Source organism: Nocardia sp. NPDC049707 (assembly GCF_040674855.1).
Lineage (GTDB): Bacteria > Actinomycetota > Actinomycetes > Mycobacteriales > Mycobacteriaceae > Nocardia.
The window spans coordinates 58,396-70,973 of record NZ_JBFANN010000001.1 but is presented as its reverse complement, the minus strand read 5'-3'; the positions used below and the strand labels follow the sequence as shown (position 1 = coordinate 70,973).

Below are 12,578 nucleotides of genomic sequence, written 5' to 3'. Positions count from 1 at the left end.
TATCGTTCTCGGTGCAGTGGTCCGCGACCGCATATGCCCCGGCACCAGGAAAACTCATGGACATCGTAAGAGCGCCGCAGCCGGAATACCGGCAGGCACGCTTTGCCGAAATCGAAGATATCGCGGCCATCGAGGCGGAGGTGTTCGCCGAGCCGTATCTGTATCTGATGCTGCGCCAACTGTACGACCTGCACGGGTCCGACTGGCTGGTCGCGGAACTGGACGACAATGTGATCGGTTATGCGCTGACACTCCGGAAAGCGGGCCGGGTCCTGTTATTCACATTCGCGGTGGCCGAGCAGCACCAGGGTAAAGGCTACGGTCCGGCACTGTTGGGCCATATGCTGCAGCAGTGCCGGACAGATGGGGCCGAGGTTGTCTATCTGACGGTGCGACCCGACAACGAGCCAGCGGCGAACCTGTTCAAGCGGGCCGGGTTCGAATTCGTCGAACATGATGACGAGTATTTCGGGCCAGGTGAACCGCGTGGTGTGTTCGAGTACCGGCTACGCAGCCGACATCTGGACTCGTGATCCGCTGGCCGATACCGGTCCGCTGATCATGCTCGACGCTCCAACTCGTTGCGATCGGTGCCGAGTAGCACCGCCCGGTGCTTGAACCGAACACGTGCCCGCCGAGTCGCCGCGGACCGGTCCGGCGCCGGTTTCAGCAACACGTTCTGACAAGTTCACCGCTGCATATTCGACCGCGGCGTTTCCGATATCTCGACAGGCATCGATGCAGCGATCGAAGTGCTTTGCGGGCCAACACTATTGGGTGGTTCACGCCCTCGCGCACGGTATGACACATCAACATCAGAATTCGCCCGAATGGCCAAATAGAACCTGTTACAGTCTGCCGACTCGAGGCACTCTTCTACGCCTCACATCGGAAGGTTTCGCTCATGTACGACCGACGCCCCTCGGCCAACACCGGCGTTCGCCAAGGAATTAATCGCCGGAAATTCTTGGCGGGCACTGCAATTGCGGCCGGAGCGATGGCGCTGAGCCCGGCCGCGTGGACCGCCAAGGCATCAGCGGCACCCATCGGTAACGGGGATCACGTGCCGAATCTGATCATCGGCAGCGGCTACGGCGGCGCGGTCGCCGCGCTGCGCCTGTGCCAGGCGGGTAAGCAGGTGGCGATGATCGAGATGGGACAGAACTGGACCACGCCCGGCTCGGACGGAAAAGTCTTCTGCACCATGATCAATCCCGACGAGCGCTCGTATTGGTTCCGGACCAGGACCGATCAGCCGATCAGCCATTTCGTCGGGGCGGATATCAACCGAGATATCAGCCCCAGTGACGCCGGCGTGCTCGATTCGGAGAATTTCGCGGCCACCCGGGTGTATCAGGGCCGTGGGGTGGGCGGCGGCTCACTGGTCAACGGCGGTATGGCGCCACTGCCGAAACAGGACTACTTCCAACAGATCCTGCCGTCAGTCGACGCGACGGCGATGTACTCCACCTACTTTCCCCGGGCGCAGGCCGCGCTCGGCGTCAATAATGTCGACTCGGCCTGGTTCGAATCCGCCGAATGCTACAAATACGCGCGGGCCAGTCGCACAACCGCCAATAATGCCGGCTACACAACGACATTCGTGCCCAATGTCTACGACTTCAACTATATGCAGCAGGAGCAGGCGAATAGCGTCACGCGCTCGGCGCTGGGCGGTGAGGTGATCTATGGCAACAACCACGGAAAGCGTTCGCTCGACAAGACCTACCTGGCGGTGGCCGCCGCGACCGGCAAGCTGAGCATCTCCCCGCTGCACAAGGTCACCAGCGTGGCACCGGCCGCGAGCGGCTACACGGTGGTCATCACACAGCTCGACGTGCTCGGCAATACCGTGGCGACCAAGACCGTCACCGCGGACAAGGTCTTCTTCGCAGCGGGCAGCGTCGGCACCAGCAAGTTGCTCGTGACCATGAAGGCATTGGGCAAGCTGCCCAATCTGGCCGATTCGGTCGGCACGGGTTGGGGCAATAACGGCAATGTGATGGTCGGTCGGGCCGGACTGGATTTGACCGGCGCGCTGCAATCCGCGATTCCCTGCATGGGCATCGACAACTGGGCCGATACCCATGGTCCGGTATTCGCCGAAATCGCCCCGTTCCCAACAAGTACCGAGAACGGTGTGAATCTCTACCTGGCGATCACCAAGAACCCCAACCGCGCCGAGTTCACCTACAACTCGTCCACCGGCGGCGTAGATCTGTCCTGGCAGGCGTCCTACACCCAGCCGTCGATCGATGCGGCGAAACGCGTATTCGATGCCATCAATTCCAAGGCGGGCACGATTTATCGGACCGATCTGTTCGGCCTCTACAAGGTCTGGGGCGACGACTTCGTCTACCACCCCCTCGGCGGCTGTCTACTCGGACAGGCCACCGATAACTACGGCCGCCTCAACGGGTACTCCGGGCTGTACGTCATCGATGGATCGCTGATTCCGGGCAGCACCGGCGTCAATCCCTTCCTGACGATCAGCGGCCTCGCGGAACGCAATATCGAAAAGATCATCGCCACCGACCTGGCATAACACTCGGCCCGCCGACCACCCGCCGAACAGCTCGTGGTCGGCTGACCCCCTCCTTGTCGGGATCCGGCCATGCCTCATCGATCGGCCAGCCAGTAGCGAGCACATGCGCTCAGCGGCAGGCTGGGGCGCTGCAGCCGTTGGCCTCGTCGCGTTTGCGGATGCTGGCGCAGTTCGCGGCCCGACCGCGATACATGGCCGGCATCGTCGACGAAGACATAGTTCGCGATGCACTGCGCAGCACCCTGCGTCCAGGTCTGCACACCCCTGCGCGTGGCTTACTCCGACCTTGCGCCTAGCGCCGACGGCGCGGCTGGTCAGCGCAGGAACATCGCTGCGCCTTCGGCACATCACCGAGCACCTGTTCGACATGATTGCCGCACCCGGAATAGCCGGGCTTGCCGCAACTGCGGCAGACGATTCGTTGGCACATTCTGCTGTTTCCTTTCTTCGACAGTGGCTAGCAGGTCCGGTCGACAGTGGCGTCGCGCCAGGTTCGGTAGCCGCCATCAAGATTGACCGCGTCCCGACCGAGCTGGGTCAGCAACCGGGTGGCGCTGTTACCGCGCTGACCCACCTGGCAGAACACCAGGACCGGACCGGCGGGGATCTCGGCCGCTCGATCGCGGAGTTCGTCCAGCGGGATGTTGCGTGCGCCGGGAATGGAGCCGGCGGCGTACTCCTCCCGTGATCGCACGTCGACCGTCTGCCATCCCTGTGCGATCGCATCGTCGATTTCGTGCCACTGCACCGTACGGATCGCTCCGGTGCGCAGATTATCGGCCATATAGCCGAGCATGTTCACCGGATCCTTGGCCGAACCGAATTGCGGTGCGTAGGCGAGTTCCAGATCCATCAGGCGGGAGGCCGGGATACCACCCGCCATCGCGGTGGTCAGTACGTCGATCCGCTTGTCGACGCCCGCACCGCCGACGGCCTGCGCACCCAGGATCCGGTCGGTGTCCGGATCGACAAGCAATTTCACCGACATCGCGCGCGCATCGGGGTAGTAACCGGCGTGGGCGAGTGGATGCGAATGCAGAACACGAAATGGGCGGCCCGCGGCGCGCAGTCGTTTCTCGCTCCATCCGGTCATGGCCGCGGTGAGGTCGAAGATCCCGAGGATCGCGGTGCCCTGCGCGGGCGGGTCGATGGCCGGTAGCCCGGCAATCACATCCGCGACCAATCGCCCCTGCCGATTCGCCGCATTGGCCAATGGGACCAGCGTCGACTCTCCGGTGACAGCATCCTTCTTCACCACCACATCGCCGACAGCGTAGATATGCGGCATCGAGGTACGCAGCCGATCATCGACGACTATGCCACCGCCGGAACCGATTTCGAGACCGGCCTCCCGCGCGAGTGCGCTTTCCGGGCGCACCCCGATCGCCATGACCACCAGATCAGCCGGAACCACATGCTGATCGGACAGTGTCACGGTATCGGCGTCGATGCGGGTCAGCTCGGCGCCCAACGCCAGCCGGACCCCGTGCTCGCGCATCTCGGCCGCGACCGGCGCAGCCATCTCGACATCCAGCGGTGCCAGAACCTGCAAGCCACGTTCGACCACGGTCGTCGAAACACCCCGTCGCACCAGGTTTTCGGCCATCTCCACACCGATGAAACCGGCCCCGACCACTACCGCGGAGCGCGCATCGCCGGCAGCGTCGGCCAGCCGATCGACATCAGCGACATCACGGAGCACCAGGGCGCGTTCAGCACCCGGCAACGGCGGCACAATCGCGGCAGCGCCCGTACTGAGCACCAGTTCGTCGAAGGACTCGGCATACTCACGGCCCGAATCCAGTTCGCGCACGGTGAGGGTCCGGCTCGCCGGGTCCAGCGCCACCACTTCGTGCCGCACCCGCACATCCAGCCGGAACCGCGCCGCCAGCGACGCCGGGGTCTGCAGCAACAGTGATTCCCGCTTCGGAATCACCCCGCCGACATAGTAGGGCAGACCGCAATTCGCGAACGACACATGATCGCCCCGCTCGAGTACGACGATATCCGCCGATTCCATCAGCCTGCGCAGGCGAGTCGCGGCAGACATTCCGCCCGCGACCCCACCGACGATCACAACCTTCATTTCCCACCTCTCAACAGGCCACAGCAGCGGTATGTCCGAGGCCACTCTGCACTCAATATACCCCTAGGGGTATCTTCCTTAAGTAGCAATATACCCCCTGGGGTATGGAAGGAGAATTGTGATGACCGCCTCTCTGACGATTTCCCCGCGTCACGACACCGCGCCGCCTGGCGGGTCCAGCGGCATGCTGGGTCGGCTCGGGGCCCTGGTGGCCGGGCACACCCGGATGGTTTTCGGCATCTGGCTGGTGCTGTTGGTCGCTCTCGGCGCCGCCGCACCCAGCGTGTTCGATTCCCTCGCCGGGGCCGGCTGGCAGGCCAACGGGTCGGAGTCGGTGCGTGTGCGCGAGCTCGCGCAACAGCACTTCGGCGGCAACTCCTCAGCGGCAGTACAGGTGGTGGTGCACTCCGACACCGCGCCGATCGACAGCCCGCAGGTGCAGCGGGTGCTGAGCGAGGCCACCCATATCTTCTCCGGCGATGCGCGCTTCGGCGAGGTGATCGCGCCGCAACCAGGAATGTCGATCAGCCGGGACGGGCACACTGGCATCCTCATCGCGGGCGCGAACGCCTCCACCGATGACATGGTCAAGGCCGTCGACGAGCACAAGGACGCGCTCACCGCACTGTCCGGCAACGGAATCGAGGTCTACCCGACCGGTGCGTCCGCACTGTGGAGCGACTTCAACAAGGCCAACCACGACGCCATGCTGAAGGCCGAAATGTTCTCTTGGCCAGTCACTTTGGCCATCATGGTGCTGGCATTCGGGTCACTGGTCGCCGCCGGACTACCGCTACTGCTCACCCTCGCCGGACTGGTTGCCTCCGCCGGTGGACTTGTGCTGCTCAACCACATCACGCCGATTTCGGTGTGGGCCATGAACTTCGCCATGATGTTCGCCCTCGCACTCGGTATCGACTACGCGCTGTTCATCGTCGCCCGCTTCCGCGACGCGCTCGGCACCGCGCCGAACACCAAGGCAGCGGTTTCCGAAACCATGGACACCGCGGGCAAAGCCGTTGCGTTATCCGGGCTTACGGTGCTGGTCAGTCTGTCGGCCGTGTTGATCGTGCCCGCCCCCGCGGTCCGGACCATGGCCGTCGGCATCATGCTCGCGGTGGCCTTCGTGCTGCTGGCCACCCTGACGCTGTTGCCCGCGGCGCTGGGCGCCTTGGGCGGCAAGGTCAATGCCGGTGCCCTTCCGCACGCCAAGCGCCAACAGCATCGGTCGCCGCGATTCGCCGCCTGGGGCCGACTACTGCACGACAAGCCATGGCCATTCGCCATCGGCGCGCTGATCGTGCTGATCGCCCTGGCGGTGCCGGTAACAGGTCTGAAGGTCGCCATGCCGTCCATCCAGGTCGTGCCAGCCGATGCGCCCGTGCGCCAAGGCTACGAACTGGTGCAGGCCCAAATGGGCACGGGCGCACCGGGAATGCTGCAGATCATCGCTCCCGCTGACGAAGCGGCACAGGTCGCGGCGACCGCGAAAACGGTCGACGGGATCAGCATGGTCACCCCACCGCAACCCACTCGCGATGGCAGCGGCCTGGTGATGATGCAGGCCCTGCCGACAGTCGATCCCTCCGACCAGCACCTGGGCGAGATCCTGGATCGACTGCGCACCGAGTTGCCTTCGGCCGCACTGGTCGGCGGCGCGCCCGCGGAAAACCTGGACCTGCAGCACGCGCTCGACGAATACCTGCCGATCATCGTCGCAATCATCCTGATTCTCGGATTCGCGCTGCTGTTGATCGCCCTCCAAGCCCCGTTGATCGCCGCCTTGGGCACCGCGGTCAGTCTGCTGTCCACCGCCGCGGCGTTCGGCGTCGCCAAGCTGATCTTCCAGGACGGACACGGCGCCGGTCTGCTCGGCTTCACCCCGCAGGGCTTCCTGGACGGCTGGGGACCGGTGTTCTTCTTCGCCATGATCTTCGCCATCGCCATGGACTACACGGTGTTCCTGCTGGCCACCGCGAAGGAACACTACGAGCACTCCAACGACCCCGAGATCGCTCAGGTCGACGGCATGGCCCACTCCGGACGCGTGATCTTCGCCGCCGCGGCGGTCATGGTCGCAGTGTTCTTCACCTTCGCCCTCGCCGACCCGCTCCCACCGAAGGAAATGGGCATCATCCTGGGCGTCGCCGTACTGCTGGACGCCTTCGCGGTGCGCCTGGTCCTGCTGCCGGTTCTGCTGCGGCTGACCGGACACGCCGCCTGGTGGTCCCCCGCCTGGCTACGCAAGGCACTCCCCGCGATCAGCTTCGCCCACCACTGAAGAACCCGGCTCGGGGGCTCGGCTCACACCGAGCCCCCGACCGGCTGTGCCACGCCTACATCGCGTAATCGCCAGACGTGCGGGATCAGGCCGATACGTGTTGAAGGGCCTCGGCCTCGCGGGTGCGGAGATCGTAAGAGTCACGCGCCGTGGCGATTTCGTGCTGATGGGTCTCGGTCCATACCACCAGCGCCTTGATGGTGGTATGGAGGCTGGCGCCGAGTGGGGTCAGTGCGTAATCCACTCGAGGCGGCACCGTTGGATACACCGTGCGCTCGATCAGCCCGTCGCGTTCCAGATGCCGCAACGTGCGCGTGAGCATGCGCTGGCTCACGCCATCGATTTTTCGCTTGAGTTCACTGAAACGCAGGCTGCGCTGGTCGAGCAGTGCGATGACCAACAGTGACCATTTATCGGCCACCCGGTCCAGGATCTGGCGGACCTCACAGTCGACCCGGGTGTCCCACTGCAGAACGTCGTAGTCCGCCGCGGTATCCCCGCAGTGACCGAGTGACTTCGAAGTGCCGTCTTCCATGATCAGGGATTCTGCCGAAAACTCGACGCCAGTATCAAGAGGGAACCGACCTCACGATCGGTAACCACATCTGTTGGGAGTCATACGATGTCGAATTCGAGACCGGCGGTCTTCACCGAGATGTCCGGCCGCGCCTGGTCAGTGCTCGCGGTTTTGTGTGGAGCGATCTTCCTGGAGGGGATCGATGTCGCGATGCTGAACGTCGCACTTCCGTCGATCCGCGCCGATCTCGGCCTCTCCACCGGGATGCTCAGCGGGGTCGTCTCCGCATACGTGCTCGGTTACGGCGGATTCATGCTGCTGGGCGGTCGCGCCGCCGACCTGCTGGGGCGGCGACGCATGTTCCTGCTGTGGCTCACGGTATTCCTACTGTTCTCCGGATTGGGTGGATTCGCGACCGAAGGCTGGATGCTGTTGACGGCTCGCTTTGTCACCGGCGTCGCCGCGGCCTTCATGGCTCCGGCCGGATTGTCGTTGATCACCACCAACTTCGCCGAGGGCCCGGCGCGCAATAAGGCCCTGCTCGTCTACGCGGGCATCGCGGCGGGTGGATTCTCCCTCGGCATGGTGGCCGGCGGACTGCTCACGGCGCTGGGCTGGCGATGGGTATTCTTCGCGCCGGTCCTGCTCTCCGCGGTGATCCTGGTGGCGGCGATCGCATTGGTGCGGGATTCCGAGGCGGCCGAGGGCATTTCGGGCGGTTTCGACCTGCCGGGCGCCTTCGCCATCACCGGTGCGATGCTGATGTTGGTGTACGGCGTTGTGCGGCTGGAACATCCGAGCGACGGTCCGGCGCTGACCGTCGCGGTTTTCGCCGTGGGCCTGTCGTTACTCGCACTGTTCGTGGTGAACGAACGTCGTTCGACCAACCCGCTGGTACGGCTGGATATCCTGCGCTCGGCAACGCTGGTGCGTACCAATGTGATCGCGCTGCTCTTCGTCGGATCGTTCGCGGGGTTCCAGTTCCTGGCGACGCTGTACTTCCAGGAACTGCGTGGTTGGTCGACGGTGCACACCGGCTTGGCCATGGCGGTGATCGGCGTCGATGCCGTACTCGCACCGATATTGACACCACGGCTGGTGGACCGATTCGGCAATGCCAGAGTGATATTCGGTGGCGTGCTACTCGCGGTGCTCGCATACGCGCTGTTCCTGCCCACCGATATGGACCGCACCTATGCCGCCATGTTCCCAGCGATGCTGCTGCTGGGTGTGGCCTTTGCGCTCGTCTACGGACCACTCACCATCGCGGGCACCGACGGAATCGACGAACAGGATCAGGGATTGGCCAGCGGCCTCCTCTACACCGCCTTCCAATTCGGTTTCGCCCTCGGCATTTCGGTCGCCACCGCCGTGAATGTCGCGACCACTGGCTCCGAGGTCACCGCACTGCGAACCGCACTCATCGTCCCGGTTGTCACCGCCGCACTGGCCGCAGTGATCGCACTATTCGGCCTGCGCCGGGCCACCGTGCCCGGTGACTCCACCACCGATCAACTCACACCCGCCTGAAAGAGCTTAGAAATGACCACCACTACAACGTCATTCGACGACATCCGCCGTGAATTCGACACCTATGTCGGCGATATCAATTACGCGACAATGGTGACCGTCGACGGTGCGGGCCGCCCCCGCGCCAGAATCCTGATCCCCGTGTGGGAGGTGGTCGACGGAAATCCCCTCGGCTGGCTGGCCACCTACCGCACCCCGGTGAAAGCGGCACATCTGGCGACGAATCCGAATACTACTTTCTCCTACTGGACGCAACGCCAGAACGCGGTGCATGCCGACGCCGTCGCGCAATGGATCCCAGTGGAGGATCTCACCACCCGGCAACACGTCTGGGATCTGTATCAGCGCACCAGCCCCACCGGCGCGGGTTATCCGCTCGGTCAGTTCTGGCAAGGTATCCACGATCCGAAGCTGCACGTACTTCGATTGACACCGTGGCGGATTCAGGTGGTACGCGGAAGCGATCTGCGAAGCAGAATATGGAAAGTCTGAAGTCAGCCCGCGGCCCGCACTACGACGGTGCTGAAATCATCGATTTCCGCCTCAGTAGACTGGCTCGCACGGAGAGCACATTCCTCACGCTGTTTCACACCATCGAGGAGGCAGGTGCAATGCAACCGATCACCGTCGATGTCATGGGCTCGCAGGCGACCGCCTTTCTGACGCTGTACTTGCGCTGGCGCGACGCCGAGGATCGTCACTCGCTGCTGAAGGACACCTGGGCAGCTACTGTCATGGGGAATCTGGACTTCGATTTCACTCAGTTCCGCAACGATGCCTACGCCCGATTCTTCGTTGCCGCCCGGTCCAGGCTGCTGGATGAGTGGGTCCGACGTTTCCTGGCCGACAACCCCGACGCGATCGTGCTCGACCTCGGCTCGGGATTCGACAGCCGCGTCTTCCGAATCGATCCCGGCCTCGGGCATCTCTGGTACGACGTGGATTTCCCGACGCTCATCGAGGCACGCAACCGTCTCTACCCTGAACGTCCTGGCTACTTCGCTGTCGGCGCGTCGGTCACCGATCCGGACTGGCTGGAACAGATCCCCGGTGACCGACCGGTGATCGCCGTGGCCGACAGCCTACTGATGTTCCTGACGCCCGATCAGGTGCGCACCACGTTTCGCCAGGTCATCGATCACTTCCCGCGCGGCGAATTCGTCTTCACGGCCTATTCGTCGAAGACGACGAAGAACAAACGCAAGACCGACTCCCGGCCCTTCTTCCGCAAGTACGGCATCCAGCTGGACTGGACGCTCGACGATATCGGTGAGTTAGCACGGATTGATACCCGTCTGGAGTGCCTGGACCGTCGCAGCCAAGCCGATCCACGGCTGCAACCCGGCACGCCGCTGTGGAACAAACTCCTGTGCATGCTCGTCTACGTCATCCCGGCCTATCGCTACTCTGCGGCAACCCTGCGCTGCCGGTTCTGAGCATGCGACACAATCCATTACAGCCCGGGCGCTGAAGCAACGGGCCTGGGCGTTGTTCCACTCGTCGGAACTGGCTGAAATCGCCCCATCTCGACGGGTGAACGCGGAAATCGCCAACTATCGCTGAACAGCGAACCGTCCGCACGTTCAGAACTACACGGCGAACCACTGTCCGGCGGCCTCGGCGCTCGCCATGCTCACGCGGAAACTGCACTGCGACACCGAGACCCGCTGGACCGTGCTTCGCTGGACCGTGCTTCGCTGGACCGCATCGGCTCGAACCCCTGTTGGGCCCGCTCGAAACCTGCTGATAGGCTGGTTCCATGCTCATCGAGGTCGACAGAATCTAGCCACCGAACTGCCGGTGGCCTTTTACCGAGTAGGGCGCGGATTTGCGCCCCGGTGAATGACCTCATCCCTTTCATCAAAGGTTGTGGCCTGGCGCACATCTGCGCCATCTCGCTGCGCCTTCTGACTGATCCCACCCCCGGCACGTTCGCGCTGCACCGATCACCGGTCATGTTCCGCGCACAGAGCGATGTCAGCTGTCCCCATCCATCCGGCCGTTTCAGCCTAGGCTGACCTGTCTGGGATGCCTTTCGGCACTTGGGAATCGAGCATCCACTTCCTCTGCCTCACGACTGCCCGTGATCGGTCGCTTTTTCAGCACTGCTGACCAGCAACCTCTCTCGAAAGGCCGTCACATGCAGCATCGCACCTCTCGATCACGTTCCCGTCACCGCCGCGCACAGTGGAAGGCGCCGGTTCCCACGCTCACGACCTGCACCAATCCAGCGTGCGGAAAGGCCACACTGCCGCATCGGGTGTGCGCGTACTGCGGCTTCTACCAGGGTCGCCAGATCCTGCCTGTGCGCAACGGTGACACGTGAGTCCCGCCGTACTGACATCGCGTAGTCGGTGGAGTCGGATTCGTGACCACCTCACTGAGATCGGAGAGCCGGAGTTCCGTTTCCAACAGTTGATCTCGGCTTGGCGGGGATCGACCGCGGAGACGTTCGCTGACGTGCACACGCTCCCGGTGGGGCTTCGGCGTGAATTGTCCGAGCGGTTCGGTGCGCACTTGCACCCCCTTACCGTCGTCGCCGTACAGCATGACGACTACGTCGAGAAGGTGCTGTTTGCCTCCGAATCCGGTTCTCGCATAGAGACTGTCGTGTCGCACTACCGCGAAGGGTCGGATTCGATGTGCATCTCGTCGCAGGCCGGATGCGGTCTGGGTTGCACATTCTGCGCGAGCGGAGCGGCGGGTCTTGTTCGCAACCTCACCGTCGACGAGATTGCCGCCCAGGTGATGCATCCGCACTGGACCCGCGCCGGCCTCTCGCGGCCAGCGAGCGTCGCATTCATGGGTATGGGTGAGGCACTTGCGAACCCCGCCCTGTTCGAATCGATTGTCTTTCTCACCGACGCCGACTACGCAGGTCTGTCTGCGCGGCGACTCACCGTGTCCACGGTGGGATTCGCACCGAACCTCGCCCGATTGGTCGACGAGCACCCACAGGTGACGATCACGTTGTCGGTGCACTCACCGTTCCCCGATCAACGTGCCCGGATCATTCCGCTCGAGGACCGCTACCCACTAGCGGAGAACCTGAGCATCCTCGACCGGCATGCGGTCGCCAGCCGCAGGAAGATCTATCTCGCCTACCTGCTCATCGCTGGCGTCAATGACAGCGACGAACACCTCGACGCTCTCGCCATGCTGGTGCGGGAGCGGTCCCGACCGGAGTTGTTCCACGTCAGCGTTATCCGCTACAACGACGCGACCGGAGCAGACCCGACCTACCGAGCGCCCCGCAGCAGACGGGTCGACGAGTTCGTACAGGGACTGCACGCCAAAGGAATCCAGGCAACCAGGCGCCGCCAACTCGGCACCGCCATCGATGCGGCGTGCGGACAACTGCACGCCCGTTACCTCGAACCAGGCGCCGAAGGCACGGCGCCGACAACACCGAAACCATCGCACTACATTGACCGTTCGCCACGAGCGGTCGAAGGAGAACCCACCGATGTCCACGAGCTCCGTCGTCACCCCTCAGAGACCGCACAGTCGAATGGCCTGACGGTACAGTTGCGCTCGACCGCCTCGGCGGCACCTGCACGGCGGGCCGAACCTGACTCGTCGACCGCAATGGCGGCAAGTCCACCCTGTTGCGACTGAT

General features: G+C 63.8%; 10 protein-coding genes. 8 read left to right on the top strand and 2 right to left on the bottom strand.

All coding sequences use genetic code 11. From position 1 onward, the window contains the following. Window positions 1-56 precede the first annotated feature (56 nt). Together AB0J29_RS00315 and AB0J29_RS00310 are read left to right on the top strand one after the other, a co-directional pair. Window positions 57-533 carry a GNAT family N-acetyltransferase gene (locus AB0J29_RS00315; protein ID WP_364776921.1) on the top strand — a complete coding sequence of 159 codons (477 nt, stop codon included), beginning with the start codon at window positions 57-59 and terminating at the stop codon, window positions 531-533. Between the two features lie 371 nt (window positions 534-904). Further along, window positions 905-2,545 (top strand): GMC oxidoreductase, encoded by a 1,641-nt coding sequence (locus AB0J29_RS00310; RefSeq protein ID WP_364776919.1) that lies wholly within the window; start codon window positions 905-907, stop codon window positions 2,543-2,545. A gap of 457 nt (window positions 2,546-3,002) precedes the next feature. Here the strand turns inward: AB0J29_RS00310 and AB0J29_RS00305 are convergent, their stop codons facing one another. Next, window positions 3,003-4,631: an FAD-dependent oxidoreductase gene (locus tag AB0J29_RS00305; RefSeq protein WP_364776917.1), complete on the bottom strand. Its 1,629-nt coding sequence runs from the start codon at window positions 4,629-4,631 to the stop codon at window positions 3,003-3,005. A 121-nt stretch (window positions 4,632-4,752) separates the two neighbouring features. Between AB0J29_RS00305 and AB0J29_RS00300 the strand changes: the two genes are divergently transcribed. Continuing rightward, complete coding sequence (locus AB0J29_RS00300; protein ID WP_364776915.1) at window positions 4,753-6,912, top strand: MMPL family transporter; 2,160 nt, start codon at window positions 4,753-4,755, stop codon at window positions 6,910-6,912. An 85-nt stretch (window positions 6,913-6,997) separates the two neighbouring features. Here the strand turns inward: AB0J29_RS00300 and AB0J29_RS00295 are convergent, their stop codons facing one another. Beyond that, a complete protein-coding gene (locus AB0J29_RS00295) occupies window positions 6,998-7,447 on the bottom strand; it encodes a helix-turn-helix domain-containing protein (protein WP_364776913.1) in 450 nt (149 codons plus the stop codon). An 87-nt stretch (window positions 7,448-7,534) separates the two neighbouring features. On the opposite strand from AB0J29_RS00295, the gene AB0J29_RS00290 reads away from it, so the two are divergent. The 5 genes from AB0J29_RS00290 (at window position 7,535) to AB0J29_RS00270 (ending at window position 12,577) form a co-directional block, all read left to right on the top strand. Further along, window positions 7,535-8,959: an MFS transporter gene (locus AB0J29_RS00290; RefSeq protein ID WP_364776911.1), complete on the top strand. Its 1,425-nt coding sequence runs from the start codon at window positions 7,535-7,537 to the stop codon at window positions 8,957-8,959. Between the two features lie 12 nt (window positions 8,960-8,971). Then, window positions 8,972-9,451, top strand: coding sequence for a pyridoxamine 5'-phosphate oxidase family protein (locus AB0J29_RS00285; RefSeq protein WP_364776909.1), 480 nt, complete (start codon window positions 8,972-8,974; stop codon window positions 9,449-9,451). After that, window positions 9,394-10,395, top strand: a complete 1,002-nt coding sequence (locus tag AB0J29_RS00280; protein WP_364776907.1) for a class I SAM-dependent methyltransferase — start codon at window positions 9,394-9,396, stop codon at window positions 10,393-10,395. The genes AB0J29_RS00285 and AB0J29_RS00280 overlap by 58 nt, the downstream gene beginning before the upstream one ends. A gap of 704 nt (window positions 10,396-11,099) precedes the next feature. After that, the gene (rpmF, locus tag AB0J29_RS00275; protein ID WP_364776905.1) at window positions 11,100-11,285 is read left to right on the top strand and encodes a 50S ribosomal protein L32; all 186 of its coding nucleotides are present in this window, start codon (window positions 11,100-11,102) and stop codon (window positions 11,283-11,285) included. Between the two features lie 134 nt (window positions 11,286-11,419). Beyond that, window positions 11,420-12,577, top strand: coding sequence for a radical SAM protein (locus AB0J29_RS00270; protein WP_364776903.1), 1,158 nt, complete (start codon window positions 11,420-11,422; stop codon window positions 12,575-12,577). Window position 12,578 lies beyond the last annotated feature (1 nt).